Raw genomic sequence first — 18213 nt, forward strand, 5'->3', positions numbered from 1 at the left:
AATTATTTTCGGTCGTAAAATTAGTCTCTATAAAGAACTTTCTTTACAGCCTTAACAACATCTTCACTATTTGGCAACCACTCCTTTAGTAATACAGGCGAGTAAGGCGCTGGAGTATCAGCAGTATTTATTTTTACGATTGGTGCGTCTAAGTAATCAAAAATATTGTTTTGAACTTGGTACGATATTTCGGTAGCAACGTTTCCAAAAGGCCACGCTTCCTCTAAAATCACCAAACGATTTGTTTTCTTCACAGATTCATAAATTGCTTCATAATCCAACGGACGTACAGTACGTAAATCGATTATTTCACATTCAATGCCTTCTTCGGCAAGTGTTTCTGCAGCTTTATAAGCCTCTTTTATAATTTTTCCGAAGGAAACAATCGTTACATCTGTTCCTTTTCTTTTAATATCGGCAACCCCAATCGGGATTAAATATTCTCCTTCTGGCACTTCACCTTTATCGCCGTACATCTGCTCACTTTCCATAAAAATTACCGGATCATTATCGCGAATGGCACTTTTCAACAAGCCTTTTGCATCAGCAGGATTACTTGGCACAATCACTTTTAAACCTGGACAGTTAGCGTACCAGCTTTCAAAAGCTTGACTGTGTGTAGCTGCAAGTTGTCCAGCAGAAGCCGTTGGTCCGCGGAAAACGATAGGAATATTAAACTGCCCACCACTCATTTGTCGCATTTTTGCAGCATTATTAATAATTTGATCAATGGCAACCAACGAGAAGTTGAAAGTCATAAATTCAATAATCGGTCTGTTCCCGTTCATTGCAGAACCTACGCCTATTCCCGAAAAGCCCATTTCAGAAATTGGAGTATCTATAATGCGTTTCGCTCCAAACTCGTCGAGCATTCCTTTACTGGCTTTGTAGGCACCATTGTATTCGGCAACCTCCTCGCCCATTAAATATATAGTTTCGTCGCGACGCATTTCTTCACTCATCGCTTCTTGTATGGCTTCTCTAAATTGTAATGTTTTCATTTGTCTAGATTGAAATATAAATAACTGAATTCCATAAATTATCGGAATGGGGAAGCAAAAATACTATAATTAACATCTGTTTGAGTATAATTTCCTCACTTTTAACCAAAATTTATTATGCGTGCATAATAAAAAAAAGAAATATATTCTTAACTTCGCACACGAGCAAATTTCTTTTTTACTTACAATTAAATTTGCCAATATTTTACAATCCAAAAATACTTTTAAAGATGAAAATATTAGTCTGTATAAGTCACGTACCGGACACTACCTCAAAGATTAACTTCACCGACGGAGACACCAAGTTTGATGCTAATGGCGTTCAGTTTGTAATTAATCCGAATGATGAATTTGGCTTAACAAGAGCCATGTGGTTTAAAGAAAAACAAGGTGCAACCGTACACGTTATAAACGTTGGCGGACCAGAAACAGAGCCAACACTTCGTAAAGCCTTGGCTATTGGTGCCGATGAAGCAATACGCGTAAATACGCCTGCTACTGATGGTTTTTCCGTAGCTAAGCAACTTGCAGCTATTGTAAAAGAAGGCGGTTACGATTTAGTAATCGGCGGTAGAGAATCAATTGACTATAACGGCGGAATGGTGCCGGGAATGCTTGCAAAGTTAACGGGAGCAAATTTCGTAAATACTTGCATCGGTCTTGAAGTAGAAGGCGATAAAGCCACTGCTATTCGTGAAATTGACGGAGGAAAGGAAACTTTAAAAACTTCACTTCCACTAGTAATTGGCGGACAAAAAGGTTTGGTTCAAGAAAGCGATCTTCGTATTCCTAATATGCGCGGGATTATGCAAGCGCGTTCAAAACCACTTAATGTGAAAGAACCAATTGATGCTACAGCAGAAACAACTTCAATTTCTTTTGAAAAACCAGCCCCAAAAGGCGCGGTGAAATTGGTTGATAATGTGGACGACTTGATCAATCTTTTGCATAACGAAGCCAAGGTAATTTAATACCTCGACTCTGTTCGGCTCACTCAATTTTTAATAATAATATTTACGAACATTTCAATCTAAAATCGTAAATCTAAAATCGTAAATCAAATGTCAGTTTTAGTATATACAGAATCAGAAGAAGGAAAAATTAAGAAGATCGCTTTGGAAGCAGTTGCTTATGCCAAAGGAATTGCAGACCAAATGGGAACTTCTGTAACTGCAGTTAGCATTAATGCCAATGACACTTCAGAATTGGCAAAATATGGCGCTTCAAGAGTATTGCAGGTTTCAAATGACAAATTGAACAATTTCAATGGCGAAGCTTATGCAGACGCAATTGGACAAGCCGCAAAAAATGAAGGCGCACAAGTTATCGTGCTAACGGCAAGTGCAAACAGCAAGTTTTTAGCGCCAACTTTGGCGGTTAATCTTGAGGCTGGTTTTGTGCCAAACGTAGTTGCGCTTCCAGAAAGCACTTCACCTTTTAAAGTGAAACACAGCGTTTTCACAAATAAAGCATTTGCAACCACAGAAATTAAAACCGATATCAAAATAATTGGTTTAGGGAAAAATTCATACGGTTTAAAGGAAAATGAAACTTCAGCAACAAATGAAGACTTCGCACCAAATCTTGACGCACACGATTTTGATATGGAAATTGTTTCCGTAGATAAGGCAACCGATAAAGTTACTATCGCCGATGCCGAAATTGTAGTTTCTGCTGGTCGTGGAATGAAAGGTCCCGAAAACTGGGGAATGATTGAAGATCTTGCACAAACATTAGGTGCTGCCACAGCTTGTTCAAAACCTGTGAGCGACATGGGCTGGAGACCACATAGCGAGCACGTTGGACAGACAGGAAAACCTGTTGCTTCAAACCTTTATATTGCAATTGGTATTTCTGGTGCTATTCAGCATTTGGCGGGTATTAACGCATCAAAAGTGAAGGTGGTAATTAATAACGATCCCGAAGCGCCTTTCTTTAAAGCCGCAGACTACGGTATTGTTGGCGATGCCTTTGAGATAGTGCCAAAACTCACAGAAAAATTAAAAGAATTTAAGGCGCAAAACGCATAATTTTTCATTAATTTGTGCCTCGAAAAAGGGCTGTTTAAATAAGGAAGCATCCAAATTTAAACAGCTTTTTTTATTGTTTTTTTATTCGTTACTTTTATAATCAATTGTTTAACTGAACACCGCGTACTAAATATTTATCACTGATTTTTGAAGAATGAGTTTAGTAAAACTTACAATCAAAGGAATTTCATACAGCCAAACTCAAAATGGCGCATATGCCCTTATATTGAACGAAGTTGATGGCGAACGAAAACTACCTATAGTTATCGGTGCTTTTGAGGCACAGTCCATTGCAATCGCGCTAGAAAAAGATATTACCCCACCGCGCCCACTCACCCACGACCTTTTTAAAAATTTTGCAGATCGCTTCGATATTGTGGTGAAGCAAGTTATAATTCACAAATTGGTGGATGGCGTTTTCTATTCAAGCATTATTTGCGAACGCGACAAAATTGAAGAAATAATAGATGCCCGAACCAGCGATGCCATTGCATTAGCACTTCGCTTTAAAGCACCTATTTTTACTTATAAAAACATTTTAGACAAGGCTGGAATCTTTCTCAAAACGACTACTTCTAAAAAAACATTATCTAAAAAAGAAGAGGCCGTTATTGAGAATTTAATTCTTGGTGAAGACAAAGAGTCTTTCAAACCAGTAAGCGAGGATTTCACTAAATTTAGCCTCGGCGATTTAAATAAAATGCTGGATGAGGCAGTAAATAACGAAAACTACGAAAAAGCAGCAAGCATCCGCGATGAAATTTCCAAAAGGGAGTAGCGTCGGTTGTTGGTTTAAGAATTAAAATATTTGGCACCCTGAGTAAAGCCGAAGTGCAAATGAAGGGTTGGGATTTATAAAAAATTTATGCAGAAATTTATACTTGTAGCCATTGCGCTTTTCTTCTTCGGAAATGTTTTTGCGCAAAGCATTGAAAAAACATGGCAATTTTCAGAAGTAAAAGATGAAAATGGCCTTTCTACACTAAACATCAATTCTGAAAAGGATTTTCTAAAACTCGAAAATGGAGCTTTTGAATACCAAGTTGAAAATGACAGCTTAAAATCGAGCGGCGACTATTTACTTCAGAATAATTTATTGGTTCTTTTCTTTAACGAACCTGCAGACAGTATAAGAAGATTTCGCGTTGAGCAACTTACAGATAGCACACTTTTACTTTCTGAAAACAATTATAAATACGAATTAAAAACGCAAAGCATACAAAAGGCTTCCGCGCTCGACACTATTGCTAATAGTTCAGAAATAACTCCTAGTCAAGGTTTTTCTATGCAAAGTCTTTGGCGTGGCGTATTAGGGATGATTTCTCTTTTGGTAATCGCCATTCTTTTTAGTTCAAATAGAAGAGCCATCCATTGGAAAACGGTGGGTATCGGCCTCGCTTTTCAATTGATAATTGCCATTGGCGTGTTAAAAGTGAATTTTATTAAAAGCGCATTTGAAGGTGTGGGCCAATTATTCGTAAATGTTTTAGATTACACCAAAGCTGGTAGCGAATTCCTTTTTGGCGGCATGCTAGACATCAATTCCTACGGGTTTATATTTGCTTTTCAAGTATTACCAACTATAGTATTTTTCTCTGCGCTAACGTCGGTTCTTTTTTACCTCGGAATAATTCAAATAATAGTAAAAGGAATGGGCTGGCTGCTTACAAAGCTTTTGAATATTTCGGGAGCGGAAAGTTTAAGCGTTGCTGGAAATATCTTTTTAGGACAAACCGAAGCACCGCTTCTTATAAAAGCCTATTTAGAAAAAATGAACAAATCTGAAATGCTGCTCGTGATGATTGGTGGGATGGCAACGGTTGCCGGAGCAGTTCTAGCGGCCTACATCGGGTTTTTGGGTGGTGATGATCCAGCGTTACGATTAACATTTGCAAAACACCTTTTGGCAGCTTCAGTAATGGCGGCTCCGGGTGCAATTGTGATTTCAAAAATTCTGTATCCACAAACAGAACCTATAAATACAGATGTAAAAGTATCATCAGAAAAAATTGGTTCCAACCTTTTGGATGCAATCGCCAACGGAACTACGGAAGGTTTAAAACTCGCTGTAAATGTAGGTGCAATGCTTTTAGTTTTTGTAGCTTTTATCGCAATGCTAAACGGAATTTTAGGTTGGATTGGTGGAGTAACCCCCTTAAATGATTGGGTTATTGCAAATTCAGACTACAAAAGTTTTTCTTTGGAAGCAATTCTCGGAAGCGTTTTTGCGCCTTTAATGTGGCTAATTGGCGTTGCAGAGGAAGACATTTATATGATGGGCCAGTTGTTAGGTATTAAACTCGCCGCAAGTGAATTTGTAGGCTACATTCAGTTAGCAGAACTCAAAAACATATCTAACGGGCTTCACCTTAATTATGAGAAAAGCATTATTATGGCAACCTACATGCTTTGTGGGTTTGCAAATTTCGCTTCTATTGGAATTCAAATTGGAGGGATTGGTTCTTTAGCACCCGGACAACGTAAAACTCTTTCTAAATTTGGAATGAAAGCTTTAATTGGTGGAACCATCGCTTCGCTAATTTCAGCGACAATTGCAGGAATGATTATTGGTTAATGTTAATTAACAACAGTTTCGGCCCAATCTGCTGCCTCTTTAATACATTTAAAATAACTAAAGGCGCCTTCAAAAAGCCCCTGCTCTTCAATTGCTTCGCTTTTAACATCGTCGTTATTTGAAACTATTGCGATGCCTACGACACTTTTGGATTTAGCTCTGTTGTACACTTCTGGATTCACTTTTTTAGCCATTTCCCTATTAGAAATAACCACACATTTTCTACCCTTATAATGTGTGTCTAAAGTATTAACGAGCTCTTTTGCTTCGGCGAAATCATATTGCGGTGCATCAAAATAGAATATAGCATAAAATGGATAACACTCTAATGTTCCTGTTATTAGCTCGTATTTTTCTTCCATAGTGAGTAGATTACGATTAAAATTAAGAAATAATTCTGAATCGTTAATAACTATTTAAAAAGCAATTCTTAAATTCCTTGAGCATCATCTGCACTATTAGTAATTTTAGACCATTAATTTAGCTTCCTTAAAATGAAACAATACCACGATCTCCTTAAGCACGTAATTGAAACTGGCGCCGTAAAGCAGGACCGTACTGGCACTGGCACAAAAAGTGTTTTCGGCTACCAAATGCGCTTCGATTTAAGCGAAGGTTTCCCCATGATAACTACTAAAAAGCTTCACTTAAAGTCTATTATTTATGAGCTATTGTGGTTTTTAAATGGTGACACAAATATTAAATACCTGCAAGAAAATGGTGTTCGTATTTGGAATGAATGGGCAGATGAAAATGGCGACCTAGGCCCAGTTTATGGCCATCAATGGAGAAATTGGAACAGCGAGGAGATTGATCAGATTTCAGATGTTATGAAAACACTTAAATCAAATCCTGACAGCCGAAGAATGCTCGTTAGCGCCTGGAATCCGAGTGTATTACCAGATACCTCAAAGCCTTTTGCAGAAAATGTTGCCAATGGCAAAGCCGCACTGCCACCGTGTCACGCCTTCTTTCAGTTTTACGTAGCCGATGGAAAATTGTCCTGCCAACTCTACCAACGTAGTGCAGATATTTTCTTGGGAGTTCCTTTCAATATTGCTTCATATGCACTTTTAACCATGATGATGGCGCAAGTATGCGGTTACGAAGCTGGCGATTTTATACACACCTTTGGCGATGCCCATATATACAGCAATCACCTCGAACAAGTTGAACTTCAATTGTCTCGAGATCAAAGACCTTTGCCAAAAATGTTGCTTAATCCAGAAGTAAAAGATATATTTGGCTTCACTTTTGATGACTTTACACTTGTGGATTACAATCCACACCCCCACATTAAAGGTGCTGTTGCCATTTAACCCAAATTTATACCCCCAATTATGAAGAACTTAATTATTCTAGCCTGCATTCTATTCTCCACTACTATTTTTGCCCAGCAAGAATGGGGAGATGTTCAAAAAAACACTGTTACCCTTAAAGAAATAGGCCCAGTATGGCCCGGTTGTGAAAAAGGTAGCGCCTCAGATCGCGACAATTGTTTTAACAATAAACTTGCTACGCACATCGCCCAAAACTTCAAATATCCTACAGTTTCGTACAAAAATAACGATCAAGGAAAAGTTATTGTTGAATTCATTATTAATGAAAAAGGCATGGTAGAAGTACAAAATGTTTCGGGCGGCACAAAGGAATTACAAGAGGAAGCTAAACGAAATATTATGGCAATCCCAAAAATGTCTAAGCCTGGAATGATGGGCGGAAAACCACGAGCAATTAAAATGGCCGTACCTTTTACCTTCAAAACAGGAAAATAATAACTCAAAATACTCTTTTTGTAACGCGAAACCTAGTTTAACAACTGTTTAACGTGTATGAAATAGAGTTAAACAATTATAATATTTATATTTAAAGTGTCGTCAAAAAAATGCGGCACTTTTTTTATGATTGCAACCGATACATTGGTTTCGCTCTTTCTCGAAACTCGCCAACATACCGAAAACATTTGCAAACCGCTGGAAATTGAAGACTATGTAGTTCAGCCAATTGTAGACGTATCCCCTCCAAAATGGCACCTAGGTCATACAACTTGGTTTTTTGAAGAATTCATTTTAAAACCACACAAACCCAATTATCAGCTTTTTCACGACGATTTCGCCTTTGTTTTCAATAGTTATTATGAAAATGTAGGCAAACGTGTAATTCGGAATGATCGCGGAAACCTTTCCAGACCAGGAGTGGCAAAAGTTTATGATTACCGTCTTTATGTAACCAATGAAATGAGAGAATTTCTTTCGGAAGATATTTCCGAAGAAATTAGAGAGATCCTTTTAATAGGAATTCATCACGAAAAACAACACCAAGAATTACTTACTACAGACATAAAATACATTTTAGGAAACAATCCTTTATTGCCGAAATACAATGATTCATTTATAGAAAATCCACTTCAGAAATTCCAGCAAGAATGGATTGAAATGAACGAAGGAATTTATGAAATTGGCCATAAAAATTCAGAAGAATTTTGCTACGACAATGAATTGGGAAGGCATAAAGTCTATCTACACGATTATAAAATTTCAAACAAACTTATTACAAATGCCGAATACCTAGAATTCATAAATGCTGGTGGTTACAAAGATTTCAACCTTTGGCACGCTGAAGGCTGGGATTGGGTAAAGCAAGACCAAATTGTGGCTCCAATGCACTGGTATAATATTAACGGTGATTGGCATCAATACACTTTACAAGGTTTACACAAACTCAATGGTGAAGCGCCTGTTTCGCACATTTCTTATTTTGAGGCATTCGCGTTTGCACAATGGAAAGATTGTCGTTTGCCAACCGAGTTTGAATGGGAAGCAGCGCAACATAATTTTGATTGGGGAAGTCGATGGGAATGGACAGAAAGTGCCTACCTACCCTACCCAGGTTATACAAAAGCACCCGGCGCCATTGGCGAGTACAATGGCAAATTTATGGTAAACCAAAAGGTGCTTCGCGGTGGCTCTGTGGCTACTTCACCTAAGCATACGCGTTCTACCTATCGCAACTTTTTTCAAACAAATTTAAGATGGCAATTCACCGGTTTAAGGTTAGCTAAATAATTACGACAAAAGCTTTATGACTACCAAAACACAACCTCAGCGCAGTACGACCTTTCAAGATGAAATTTCTGAAGGACTTTCAAGTTTTCCGAAGTATCTGTCGTCAAAATATTTTTACGATAAAAAAGGCGATAAGCTTTTTCAGGAAATTATGGCAATGCCGGGATATTATTTAACCGGTTGCGAATTTCAAATTCTCTCCACGCATACTGAAACAATTGGCGAACTTTTCCGCGATCGTGAAAATGGCCTCGATTTAATTGAATTGGGAGCGGGAGATGGAAAAAAAACAAAAGTGTTGCTAAATTATATGTCTGAAAACAAATTCAACTTTGTTTACAAGCCGATTGATATAAGCGAAAATGCAGTAGAATTACTTTCGAATAATTTGGCAAAAGAAATGCCCAATCTAAATGTAGATGCTGAAGTAGGTGAATATTTTGAAGTATTGGAACGATTGAAAGGGTTCAATAAACGCAAAAAAGTAATTATGGTTTTGGGTAGTAATATCGGAAATCTTAAACACCCAAAAGCAATCGAGTTTCTTACAAAACTAAAGGATGCGATGCTTCCAGATGATATAGTTTTTATGGGTTTCGATCAAAAAAAACATCCGCAAACTATTTTAAATGCATACAATGATGCCGAAGGAATAACGGAAGCTTTCAATAAAAACATTTTAACGCGAATAAACCGCGAATTAGATGGCAACTTCGATTTGGCAAAATTTAAACATTGGGAAGTTTACGACCCCGAAACAGGTACCGCAAAAAGTTTTTTAGTTGCACTTGAAGCAATGGACGTATCTATTGAAAAACTGCAATTAAAGATTCATTTTGAACAATGGGAAACCATACACACAGAAATTTCGCAGAAATATGACGATACAATTGTAAGCTGGCTTGCGGAAGAAGCTGGACTAAAAATTGAATCTTCCTTTACTGATGAAAAAGGATATTATAAAAACTATGCCTTTACAAAAGCGTAAAGAAAGAAGCTTAAAAAGTAATAAACCCGAATCTCAAAACTTAAAACATGAAAGCCATTTGGAACAATAAAATAATTGCAGTAAGCTCAGAAACTGTAGTTCTAGAAAACAATCATTACTTTCCCGCAGATGCTATTAAATCAGAATATTTCGAAGAAAGAGATACCGTAACCTACTGCCCTTGGAAAGGGGAAGCTTCCTATTATAACATCGTTGTGGATGGCGAAAAAAATAAAGATGCCGCTTGGTATTATTCAGAGCCAAAATATGCTGCAAAGGGAATAAAAAATTACGTTGCTTTCTGGAAAGGCGTGGAAGTAAAAGAATAATTATTTCAAAATTCGAAGTAGCTTTTCCAAATCTTTTTCCGTATTGTAATAATGAAAACTCACTCGTATTCCCCCACCGCGAAGCGAACAAATAATATCGTTTTCCCTCAGTTTTTTGAAGAGTGCTTTATCACCTTTCAAATTAAAAATAGAAGAATGTTTTTCGCGAAGCAAGGTGTCATTTTTCAGCAAATCCATTTCAGTAAAACGCGCCTTCGCTTTCATAGAAAGTGAAGCAAGTTTTTGATACAAATTTTTCGCCCCAAGCTTTTGTTGAAATAATATTGCTTGCTCCAAACTTCCGTAATTTAAAGTGTCTTGATGTCCCGGTTCAAAATGCTTCATAAACGTTGTTTCCGTCGCCAAACTCTCAAAACGTTCTGCCGAATTAAATCCTAAAGTCTTTGGAATAATACGTTCACGTGCAGATTCTTTCACCATGATAAAACCATTTCCGTAACCTGCTGTTAGCCATTTATAAGCACTAGCAGCCACAATATCTATGGCATTATCTGCAAAGCTAAAATCTTCTGTGCCTAAATATTGTGTGCCATCGGCGATGAGTAATAAATTGGGGTGATAGCCCTTTAATTGCTTTAAAAAATCGAAATCTATTTTTATACCACTTAGCCATTGCACTATGCTAAACATAAATATATCTGGCTTGTTTTCTGCCACAGCCGTTTCAATATTTTGTTCTAAATTTTCATCGATTTCGGCGTAGCAAACTTCAAAATCTCTTGTTTCAACAGGCCAATTTACTGACGGATAATCATCTTTCAGAAGCAAGATTTTCTGTTTCTTTGGAAATCCTTCTAAAACGGTATTAAGCGCAAAAGATACGTTAGGAACCAAAGCTGTTTCGGCAATGGAAGCATCAAAAAAACCGGAAACAGTTTTCCTTATTTGTTCAATATGAATTTTATGTTTATCGCGAAAAACACTTGCATGATTCAATAAATCTAAATCGTGCTGGCGGCGCCATTCAATAATAGGTTTCGGTATCAAGCCATTTGAGGCTGTGTTTAAGTACGTACAGGATTCCAAAGCAGGAAAGTGTTTTCTTAAATCTTCCATAAGTGAGTGGTCTAAATGGTGAAAAATGGTATTTTTACAACACTGAAAGTAACAGAAATTGTTGAATTTCAACGAAAATAACCAACTATGTTTTCAAAATCTAAAAAAACCGAAAGAATTGATTCAGAGCAGCGCGAGCAGTACGAATATGCACGCCACCGAATCAATCAGAAAAAAAACCTAATGCGCCATTTCATAGTATTTTTGGTGGGTTCGGTATTACTTATTATTATAAATCCGCTTTTAGGATATGGTAATAATTTCTTTATAAAAGATTGGTTTATTTGGGCTATCTTAATTTGGACTTTTATCTTCTTAATTCACCTTTTCAATGTTTTTGTAATGAACAAATTCATGGGCAAAGAGTGGGAAGATATGCAGTTAGAAAAACTAAAAGCCCGCCAAGCAGAGCGTATAGGAGAACTTCAAAAAAAGGTTGATACTGAGTTACAACTGCCCTCAACACCACCAAATACTACAAATGAAAACGAATTGTATAATCCTTTACCACCAGACGTACAATGATTACAATGATCGCCGCCGCCGGCGAAAACAATGAATTAGGAAAGGACAATGACTTGCTTTGGCATCTGCCAGACGATTTTAAGCGTTTTAAGCAACTGACCTCCGAACACCATATAATTATGGGTCGAAAGACTTTTGAATCGTTTCCAAAACCACTCCCCAATAGAACGCATCTTGTGATAACCCGAAATGCGGATTATAAAAAAGAAGGCGCTGTGGTGGTTCATAGCATGGAGGAAGCACTTCAAATTTCAAAAGATGACGCACAACCTTTTATAATTGGTGGCGGCGAAATATATAAAATGGGGCTTCCCTTTGCCGATAAAATAGAACTCACCCGCGTTCACGGAACTTTTAAAGATGCCGATACTTTTTTTCCTGAATTTTCTAAAGAAGAATGGCAACTTATTTCTGAAGTTGAACACGGCAAAGACGAAAAACATAAGTATTCGTTTGATTATGAAACCTGGGTGAAGAAATAGTTTTCGCTTAAATTTATTTTTATCATATTTTTACAAGGAAGTCTTCACTAAAAAAAGAATTATGAATTTCGGAAAACTAATATTTTTCAGTTTCTTCCTTGTTATTATTTCATCGGTATCAGCACAGGAAAAAGAGCAGGATTGGGTCGCATTTTCTCAAATATTAGACTTGGAAGTCAATAAAAAGTTATCTTTTGAATTAACCGCATCTGTTAAAACAGACGCTTCTGAAGCTTACAGTAAAGCTGGACTCTGGGCTCGGGTTGATAACAAAAAAGGGGAAATGGGTTTTTTTGATAATATGTTTAATAGACCCATTAAAGATTCTGTTTGGAAAACTTATTCTATAAAAGGCAGTTTAGATTCGAAGGCTAGAAGATTGGTTTTTGGGGGACTTGTTTACGGAAATGGAAATTTTTATTTTGATGATTTTAAACTCTCCATTGAAAACCCAAAGACAGGAAAAATGGAAACGGTTATCATAGATAATTCTAGTTTTGAAACTACGGTAAAAGACAGCCAAATTCCTAAATGGTGGATTGGCATTGACAAAGCAAGTGCGGAAAGCATAAAAGGTTTTTCAGTTTATAGTTCTGAGGAAAATTCTGAAGGCAATCATTCTATAAGAATCGAGGGCAAAAACATTAATCACATAGACGCAAATTACATTGGACCCATTGATGGCTACACACCTAATATTGGCACCTTAGTAACAATGCTAAACAACCTCAGCGATCGCGTAGAATATACCGTGGCAAATATGACACAAGCTGAATTAGATTATCAAATCGATAAAAAATCAAACTCTGTTGGCGCTTTGGTAATGCACCTTGCCGCTACCGAAGTTTATTATCAAGAAGCAACTTTCGGCAGTAGTAATTTATCTGAAAAGGAATTAGAAGAGTTAAGAATTGCCATGGAATTGGGCGATGAAGGCAGACAACACATAAAAGGCCACGACGCAGCTTATTATTTAGATATTTACAAAAAAGCCCGAAAAAAAACCTTGGAATTGTTGAAAGAGAAAGACGATGCATGGTTAGCCGAATTTACAGAAGGATCGACCGTAAATAATCATTTTTCATGGTTTCACGTAATGGAGCATCAATCCAGCCATTTGGGACAAATACTATTACTGAAAAAACGAATTCCAGAATCAAATTCGTTGCAATTAAAAGACAATAAAAAAGTTGATTAAATATAGAAAACCACTAATATGAAAGCATACATTTTCCCCGGACAAGGCGCTCAATTTACCGGAATGGGCAAAGATCTTTACGAAAATTCTTCAAAAGCTAAAGAGCTGTTTCAGCAAGCTAATGAAATTTTGGGTTTTGACATTACCAAAATCATGTTTGAAGGCACTGCCGACGAACTAAAAGAAACCAAAGTTACCCAACCCGCTATTTTTCTTCACTCAACTATTTTGGCCGAAGTAATGGGCAGTAAGTTCCAACCAGATATGGTTGCTGGACATTCATTGGGTGAGATTTCAGCATTAGTAGCCAATAGAACACTTGCTTTTAGCGACGGACTGCAGTTGGTTTACAAACGTGCTTTGGCAATGCAAAAAGCTTGTGAAAAAACACCTTCAACTATGGCTGCGGTTTTAGGATTGGAAGATCATTTAGTTGAAGAAATTTGCGCAAACACTCCCGGAATTGTAGTTGCAGCAAATTACAACTGCCCCGGACAATTAGTAATTTCTGGCGATGTTGATGCGGTGGGAAAAGCTTGCGAAAGTTTGAAAGAAGCTGGCGCACGACGCGCATTGATTCTGCCCGTGGGCGGAGCATTTCACAGCCCGTTAATGGAACCTGCTCGCGAAGAACTTGCCGCTGCTATTGAAGCAACGACTTTTACAGCACCTGCCTGCCCTATTTACCAAAACGTTACAACTTTTGCTGTTACGAATCCTTCGGAAATAAAGGAAAACCTAATTTTCCAATTGACTTCTCCAGTTAAATGGACACAGAGTGTTCAAAATATGATTAAAGATGGCGCTACTAAATTTATTGAAGTTGGCCCCGGCAATGTTTTACAGGGATTGGTTAAAAAGATAGATTCTTCAGCAGAAACTGAAAAAGCGGAAATATAAATCTGTTAGTTCAGATATAGACAATTTGAAGTATAAAAAACCTTCGGTAGGCACCGAAGGTTTTTTTATTTAGCGAATTACAAATTCATTAAAATCTATAGCCTACTAAAATTCCGCCTCTAAAATAGCCTCCCGGTGCAGCATCGTCATTTAAAAGATACCTTCCGCCACCTGCGCTAATTTCAAAAGTGAAACCATTATTACTCACCCATTTTTGACCAATAGCCAATCCCACACCAGCGTCAAACCAGTTTTCTTTTGTGGTTCCTTCTATATATGAGTCTGTAACTGGATTATAGCTATAAAAATAATTTTCACGTTCTCCACCCGCAAATTGTAACGATCCTTCAACAAAAAGACCGCGCGCTCCGTACTCTTTTTTATTCAGAAAATACTGTCGGTAATAAGGAGTAAAGGCAAAATTTTCACCATAACCACCAATAGACTCATCATCTAAATTAAAGCTAATGGCGGCACCAGCCCCCGAGTATTTGCTAATAATATATTCATAATTTATTTCAATGTTTTTAAAGGCTAAAGCTTCAAAAGCATCAAGTCTTAATTCGTGCTTGCCCTGAGGTCCAGCTTCAAAATTTTCTGTCTCTTGAGAAAACCCCAATAAGGATCCTCCCATAAAAATTAAAAACAAGATTCTTTTCATAGTAATTTAAAGGATTAGGTTAACTATTTTATTATAAAATCTCCTTCACCATCAAGGCTGCAATAATAACAATTATTACGCATATCTTTTGGATATTCTTCGCTATAAGTATAAACTGATATTCCCTTTAAAAATTATACTTACTTTGAAAATATATTATTGATTGGCAACATCTTGAACCCGTTTTGCTGAGTCTGCCTTGTTAAGACTTAAACGTACCGTACTTGGCTCTAAAGCTTTTAAATCGTGTGGAATGCCTCCTTCAAGCGCAACTAAATCTCCTTTCTTCAAGTTATGAATCACTCCATTTACACCAAAGTCTATGGCTCCTTCAAATATTTCTACTACAATTGGGAATGGAGTTTTGTGCTCTTTCATTATTTGACCTTCTTTAAAGGCAATTCTGATTTCCTTTCCACTTTCAGTTTCCATTAAAACTTGTATTGCGGGCTTTTGCTCGTTGTAGTTAAGGTCGTTTATTAATGATGCTGTTTTCATAATTATGATTTTTAATTTTCACTATTTACAATAGCTCAAAAATAGCCCATATTAAAGCTCCAAAATATGATTTAAAGCATACTTGGGAACACATATTTAATGGTAGCTGAAATTGTGATTAGTTCTATCCAAAAAAGAAATGGACGGATAGTAACATGAAAAACGCCGAATGATAAATATCATTCGGCGTTTTTATAAATCCAGAATTCTGAATTTAAAATTTTTTAAGCACTTATGCTGCAATCTTCGCATGACTTTACTTTACCGTAATAGGTTTCGCGATACTTATGTACTGTTTTAAACGGAACACTCAAAAATGTCTTTTTGATGTAGATCACACTAGTTGTGAACATTCCCATTTTTTCTGTAAATCTTTTTTCTATTCTTGTTTGTCGTTTCACTGAAACTAACTTCATCATGTTTTCTTTGATCCCCTTTAGCCCACCAGACAAAATGTTTGAAAGCAAAAGTAAAGGATGCTGTTCGAGTACAAAGAAACCATTGCTAAGCCTCATTTCCAAATAATTAGCGTTAAACCTGGGTTAATTGAGGGTTAATTCTTGTAAATTATGCCGTTTTTCATAATAAAAACTACATTTTCAAGCGTTTTGATATTTTTTGTTGGATCCTCATCTACAGCAATAATATCTGCCATAAAACCGATAGCGAGTTGGCCGATTTCGTTTTCAGCTTTTAAAAGCATCGCTGGAACCACAGTAGCCGACTGAATAGATTCCATTGCTGGCATTCCTGCTTCAACCATATAACTAAATTCTTTTGCATTCTGCCCATGTGGAAACACGCCAGCATCGGTACCAAATACTATTGGCACCCCTTTTTTATACGCTCGTGCAAACATACCCTGAATTTTCGGACCTATTTCCAACGCTTTGGGAACAATAATGGCCGGATAGTAGTTTTCAATTTTAGCCTGATCGCTTACAAACCTCCCTGCGGAAATCGTTGGTACTAAATATGTATTATGCTTTTTCATTAACTCCATAGTTTCATCGCTCATAAGCGTACCATGCTCAATGGTTTTTACCCCTGCGCGAACGGCGCGTTGCATACCTTCATCGCCGTGTGCATGTGCTGCTACCTGCATATCGTAATCTTTTGCGGTATCTACTATGGCCTTTATTTCTTCTTCAGTAAACTGTGGATTTTTCCCGCTTTTTGCTACACTTAAAACTCCGCCGGTTGCAGTAATCTTTATCCAATCTGCACCATTTTTATATCGTTGCCGAACAGCTTTTGCTGCATCTTCCACTCCATTTACTACACCTTCGGCTGGACCGGGGTCTCCCATTAATTCTTTCTTTCGTCCGTTTGTTGGATCTGCGTGCCCACCAGTTGTGGCCAAGGCCTTTTCTGCAGTATAAATTCGCGGACCATCGGTTTTTCCACTATTTATTGCATTGCGAAGAGATACATTTACTCCACTTCCACCTAAATCACGCACAGTTGTAAAACCAGCCATAAGCGTTCGTTTTGCAATTTCTGCAGCATTAAAAGCTACATCTGCCTCGTTTAAAATAAAAGGCTCTAAATAACCATTGCGACTGCTTTCTCCTTCAATATGAACGTGCATATCTATTAAGCCGGGTAGCACCGTTTTATTTTTTAAATCGATTACTTGGTCTGTAGGATTTTTTGGAGTTACATAACCGTCTTCAATGCTTGTTATTTTATTTTCAGAAATAACAATGGTTTTTTCTGAAAGCACTTTGCCATTTTTAGTGTCAACTAGTTTTCCGCAATGCAGGTAAATGTCTTGGGCATTGCTTCCGATGAAAACAAGCAGCAATAAGAGGGGTAGTAATTTTTTCATATATAAATAATTAAATTATTGAATACCGCGCACTTTTTTTTCCCACTTCCACGCCGAAGCCAAAGCATTTTCCATAGATTCCTGAGCCTTCCAACCCAAAACTTCATTCGCTTTTTTGGTATCTGCATAAACCGAAGTAACATCTCCCGGGCGACGCTCTACAATTTTGTAATTCAATTTCTCGCCCGTTGTTTTTTCAAAGGAATTCACCACTTCCAAAACTGAGCTTCCTCTACCTGTTCCCAAATTGAAAACTTCAAATTGAGTTTCGTTTTTAGCTGAAAGCAAGCGTTGCAATGCAATAACGTGCGCTTTTGCCAAATCTACAACGTGAATATAATCACGAACACAACTACCATCTTCTGTTGGGTAATCATCTCCAAAAACTGAAAGCTGTTCGCGAACGCCCGCAGCAGTTTGTGTAATAAATGGCACCAGATTTTGAGGAACACCCGCTGGAAGCTCCCCGATTTGCGCAGTTGCATGCGCTCCAATTGGGTTGAAATAACGCAGTGCAATCGATTTTAGAGTTGAAATTGCGCAAGTATCTTTTAATATTTCTTCGCTTATCTGCTTTGTGTTTCCATAGGGCGAAGTCGCTGCTTTTACAGGCGCATCCTCTGTAATGGGCAACGAATCCGGCTCACCATAAACAGTACACGAGGAACTAAAAATGAAATTTTCAATTTCATGGGTATTGCATTCCTGAAGCAAATAGATAAGTGTGTTTAGATTGTTTTCGTAATAAAGAAGCGGATTTTCAACACTTTCTCCCACGGCTTTGCTCGCTGCAAAATGTATGATTCCTTCAATATCATTATTTCTTTTGAAAAATTCTGAAACATCTGCTTTTAGCCGAAGATCCAAACGTTCAAAAGTTGGTGGAGTTTTAGAAATATTGGTAATGCGCTCTAAAACGTCTAGTGAAGAATTGGATAAATTATCTACAATTAAAACTTCATAACCTGAATTTTGAAGCTCAACAACGGTGTGGGAGCCAATATAGCCTAAACCACCAGTAACGAGTATTTTTTTCATATCTATGCCCGCGAA

21 protein-coding genes are annotated in these 18213 nt (G+C 37.4%); 13 read left to right on the plus strand and 8 right to left on the minus strand.

What is annotated here, in order from left to right; translation table 11 throughout:
• Positions 1–20 precede the first annotated feature (20 nt).
• On the minus strand, positions 21–1001 hold the full coding sequence (locus AC3RVG_RS14435) for a pyruvate dehydrogenase complex E1 component subunit beta (protein ID WP_489692175.1): 981 nt from the start codon (positions 999–1001) through the stop codon (positions 21–23).
• Positions 1002–1231: 230 nt separating this feature from the next.
• Here AC3RVG_RS14435 and AC3RVG_RS14440 point away from each other — a divergent pair, with 230 nt between their 5' ends.
• From AC3RVG_RS14440 to AC3RVG_RS14455, 4 genes are all read left to right on the plus strand, one after another.
• Positions 1232–1972: an electron transfer flavoprotein subunit beta/FixA family protein gene (locus AC3RVG_RS14440; RefSeq protein ID WP_489692176.1), complete on the plus strand. Its 741-nt coding sequence runs from the start codon at positions 1232–1234 to the stop codon at positions 1970–1972.
• 90 nt (positions 1973–2062) lie between these two features.
• Positions 2063–3031 carry an electron transfer flavoprotein subunit alpha/FixB family protein gene (locus AC3RVG_RS14445; protein WP_489692177.1) on the plus strand — a complete coding sequence of 323 codons (969 nt, stop codon included), beginning with the start codon at positions 2063–2065 and terminating at the stop codon, positions 3029–3031.
• A 154-nt stretch (positions 3032–3185) separates the two neighbouring features.
• On the plus strand, positions 3186–3809 hold the full coding sequence (locus tag AC3RVG_RS14450) for a bifunctional nuclease family protein (RefSeq protein ID WP_489692178.1): 624 nt from the start codon (positions 3186–3188) through the stop codon (positions 3807–3809).
• Positions 3810–3896: 87 nt separating this feature from the next.
• On the plus strand, positions 3897–5606 hold the full coding sequence (locus tag AC3RVG_RS14455) for a NupC/NupG family nucleoside CNT transporter (RefSeq protein ID WP_489692179.1): 1710 nt from the start codon (positions 3897–3899) through the stop codon (positions 5604–5606).
• Between the two features lie 2 nt (positions 5607–5608).
• On the opposite strand, the gene AC3RVG_RS14460 is transcribed toward AC3RVG_RS14455, so the two are convergent.
• Positions 5609–5968 carry a hypothetical protein gene (locus tag AC3RVG_RS14460; protein WP_489692180.1) on the minus strand — a complete coding sequence of 120 codons (360 nt, stop codon included), beginning with the start codon at positions 5966–5968 and terminating at the stop codon, positions 5609–5611.
• A gap of 132 nt (positions 5969–6100) precedes the next feature.
• Between AC3RVG_RS14460 and AC3RVG_RS14465 the strand changes: the two genes are divergently transcribed.
• The 5 genes from AC3RVG_RS14465 to AC3RVG_RS14485 all read left to right on the plus strand — a co-directional run bounded on the left by AC3RVG_RS14465 (position 6101) and on the right by AC3RVG_RS14485 (position 9988).
• Complete coding sequence (locus AC3RVG_RS14465; protein ID WP_489692181.1) at positions 6101–6925, plus strand: thymidylate synthase; 825 nt, start codon at positions 6101–6103, stop codon at positions 6923–6925.
• A 21-nt stretch (positions 6926–6946) separates the two neighbouring features.
• The gene (locus AC3RVG_RS14470) at positions 6947–7381 is read left to right on the plus strand and encodes a TonB family protein (protein ID WP_489692182.1); all 435 of its coding nucleotides are present in this window, start codon (positions 6947–6949) and stop codon (positions 7379–7381) included.
• A gap of 126 nt (positions 7382–7507) precedes the next feature.
• On the plus strand, positions 7508–8671 hold the full coding sequence (gene egtB / locus AC3RVG_RS14475; protein WP_489692183.1) for an ergothioneine biosynthesis protein EgtB: 1164 nt from the start codon (positions 7508–7510) through the stop codon (positions 8669–8671).
• A gap of 16 nt (positions 8672–8687) precedes the next feature.
• A complete protein-coding gene (locus AC3RVG_RS14480; protein ID WP_489692184.1) occupies positions 8688–9659 on the plus strand; it encodes an L-histidine N(alpha)-methyltransferase in 972 nt (323 codons plus the stop codon).
• A gap of 47 nt (positions 9660–9706) precedes the next feature.
• A complete protein-coding gene (locus AC3RVG_RS14485) occupies positions 9707–9988 on the plus strand; it encodes a DUF427 domain-containing protein (protein ID WP_489692185.1) in 282 nt (93 codons plus the stop codon).
• On the opposite strand, the gene AC3RVG_RS14490 is transcribed toward AC3RVG_RS14485, so the two are convergent.
• A complete protein-coding gene (locus AC3RVG_RS14490) occupies positions 9989–11065 on the minus strand; it encodes an aminotransferase class V-fold PLP-dependent enzyme (protein ID WP_489692186.1) in 1077 nt (358 codons plus the stop codon). It lies immediately after the preceding gene.
• Between the two features lie 87 nt (positions 11066–11152).
• On the opposite strand from AC3RVG_RS14490, the gene AC3RVG_RS14495 reads away from it, so the two are divergent.
• From AC3RVG_RS14495 to fabD, 4 genes are all read left to right on the plus strand, one after another.
• Positions 11153–11590 (plus strand): 2TM domain-containing protein, encoded by a 438-nt coding sequence (locus tag AC3RVG_RS14495; protein ID WP_489692187.1) that lies wholly within the window; start codon positions 11153–11155, stop codon positions 11588–11590.
• Positions 11587–12072 (plus strand): dihydrofolate reductase, encoded by a 486-nt coding sequence (locus tag AC3RVG_RS14500; RefSeq protein ID WP_489692188.1) that lies wholly within the window; start codon positions 11587–11589, stop codon positions 12070–12072. Before AC3RVG_RS14495 ends, AC3RVG_RS14500 begins: the two co-directional genes overlap by 4 nt.
• A 61-nt stretch (positions 12073–12133) precedes the next feature.
• On the plus strand, positions 12134–13270 hold the full coding sequence (locus tag AC3RVG_RS14505) for a DinB family protein (protein WP_489692189.1): 1137 nt from the start codon (positions 12134–12136) through the stop codon (positions 13268–13270).
• An 18-nt stretch (positions 13271–13288) separates the two neighbouring features.
• Entirely contained in the window at positions 13289–14170 is an 882-nt protein-coding gene (gene fabD / locus AC3RVG_RS14510) for an ACP S-malonyltransferase (protein WP_489692190.1), read from the plus strand.
• Positions 14171–14258: 88 nt separating this feature from the next.
• On the opposite strand, the gene AC3RVG_RS14515 is transcribed toward fabD, so the two are convergent.
• The 5 genes from AC3RVG_RS14515 to galE all read right to left on the minus strand — a co-directional run bounded on the left by AC3RVG_RS14515 (position 14259) and on the right by galE (position 18198).
• A complete protein-coding gene (locus AC3RVG_RS14515) occupies positions 14259–14831 on the minus strand; it encodes a hypothetical protein (RefSeq protein ID WP_489692191.1) in 573 nt (190 codons plus the stop codon).
• 156 nt (positions 14832–14987) lie between these two features.
• Positions 14988–15329 (minus strand): cupin domain-containing protein, encoded by a 342-nt coding sequence (locus AC3RVG_RS14520; RefSeq protein WP_489692192.1) that lies wholly within the window; start codon positions 15327–15329, stop codon positions 14988–14990.
• Between the two features lie 224 nt (positions 15330–15553).
• Positions 15554–15844, minus strand: coding sequence for a hypothetical protein (locus AC3RVG_RS14525; RefSeq protein WP_489692193.1), 291 nt, complete (start codon positions 15842–15844; stop codon positions 15554–15556).
• Between the two features lie 38 nt (positions 15845–15882).
• Positions 15883–17160 (minus strand): metal-dependent hydrolase family protein, encoded by a 1278-nt coding sequence (locus AC3RVG_RS14530; protein ID WP_489692194.1) that lies wholly within the window; start codon positions 17158–17160, stop codon positions 15883–15885.
• A 15-nt stretch (positions 17161–17175) separates the two neighbouring features.
• The gene (gene galE, locus AC3RVG_RS14535; protein WP_489692195.1) at positions 17176–18198 is read right to left on the minus strand and encodes a UDP-glucose 4-epimerase GalE; all 1023 of its coding nucleotides are present in this window, start codon (positions 18196–18198) and stop codon (positions 17176–17178) included.
• Between the last annotated feature and the right edge of the window lie 15 nt (positions 18199–18213).

Source organism: Aequorivita sp. IT1282 (assembly GCF_058068205.1).

Excerpts from the sequence above, each read along its gene's own strand:
- AC3RVG_RS14435 (WP_489692175.1), bottom strand. The coding sequence starts at position 1,001 with ATGAAAACATTACAATTTAGAGAAGCCATACAAGAAGCGATGAGTGAA.
- AC3RVG_RS14440 (WP_489692176.1), top strand. The coding sequence starts at position 1,232 with ATGAAAATATTAGTCTGTATAAGTCACGTACCGGACACTACCTCAAAG.
- AC3RVG_RS14445 (WP_489692177.1), top strand. The coding sequence starts at position 2,063 with ATGTCAGTTTTAGTATATACAGAATCAGAAGAAGGAAAAATTAAGAAG.
- AC3RVG_RS14450 (WP_489692178.1), top strand. The coding sequence starts at position 3,186 with ATGAGTTTAGTAAAACTTACAATCAAAGGAATTTCATACAGCCAAACT.
- AC3RVG_RS14455 (WP_489692179.1), top strand. The coding sequence starts at position 3,897 with ATGCAGAAATTTATACTTGTAGCCATTGCGCTTTTCTTCTTCGGAAAT.
- AC3RVG_RS14460 (WP_489692180.1), bottom strand. The coding sequence starts at position 5,968 with ATGGAAGAAAAATACGAGCTAATAACAGGAACATTAGAGTGTTATCCA.
- AC3RVG_RS14465 (WP_489692181.1), top strand. The coding sequence starts at position 6,101 with ATGAAACAATACCACGATCTCCTTAAGCACGTAATTGAAACTGGCGCC.
- AC3RVG_RS14470 (WP_489692182.1), top strand. The coding sequence starts at position 6,947 with ATGAAGAACTTAATTATTCTAGCCTGCATTCTATTCTCCACTACTATT.
- egtB (WP_489692183.1), top strand. The coding sequence starts at position 7,508 with ATGATTGCAACCGATACATTGGTTTCGCTCTTTCTCGAAACTCGCCAA.
- AC3RVG_RS14480 (WP_489692184.1), top strand. The coding sequence starts at position 8,688 with ATGACTACCAAAACACAACCTCAGCGCAGTACGACCTTTCAAGATGAA.
- AC3RVG_RS14485 (WP_489692185.1), top strand. The coding sequence starts at position 9,707 with ATGAAAGCCATTTGGAACAATAAAATAATTGCAGTAAGCTCAGAAACT.
- AC3RVG_RS14490 (WP_489692186.1), bottom strand. The coding sequence starts at position 11,065 with ATGGAAGATTTAAGAAAACACTTTCCTGCTTTGGAATCCTGTACGTAC.
- AC3RVG_RS14495 (WP_489692187.1), top strand. The coding sequence starts at position 11,153 with ATGTTTTCAAAATCTAAAAAAACCGAAAGAATTGATTCAGAGCAGCGC.
- AC3RVG_RS14500 (WP_489692188.1), top strand. The coding sequence starts at position 11,587 with ATGATTACAATGATCGCCGCCGCCGGCGAAAACAATGAATTAGGAAAG.
- AC3RVG_RS14505 (WP_489692189.1), top strand. The coding sequence starts at position 12,134 with ATGAATTTCGGAAAACTAATATTTTTCAGTTTCTTCCTTGTTATTATT.
- fabD (WP_489692190.1), top strand. The coding sequence starts at position 13,289 with ATGAAAGCATACATTTTCCCCGGACAAGGCGCTCAATTTACCGGAATG.
- AC3RVG_RS14515 (WP_489692191.1), bottom strand. The coding sequence starts at position 14,831 with ATGAAAAGAATCTTGTTTTTAATTTTTATGGGAGGATCCTTATTGGGG.
- AC3RVG_RS14520 (WP_489692192.1), bottom strand. The coding sequence starts at position 15,329 with ATGAAAACAGCATCATTAATAAACGACCTTAACTACAACGAGCAAAAG.
- AC3RVG_RS14525 (WP_489692193.1), bottom strand. The coding sequence starts at position 15,844 with ATGAGGCTTAGCAATGGTTTCTTTGTACTCGAACAGCATCCTTTACTT.
- AC3RVG_RS14530 (WP_489692194.1), bottom strand. The coding sequence starts at position 17,160 with ATGAAAAAATTACTACCCCTCTTATTGCTGCTTGTTTTCATCGGAAGC.
- galE (WP_489692195.1), bottom strand. The coding sequence starts at position 18,198 with ATGAAAAAAATACTCGTTACTGGTGGTTTAGGCTATATTGGCTCCCAC.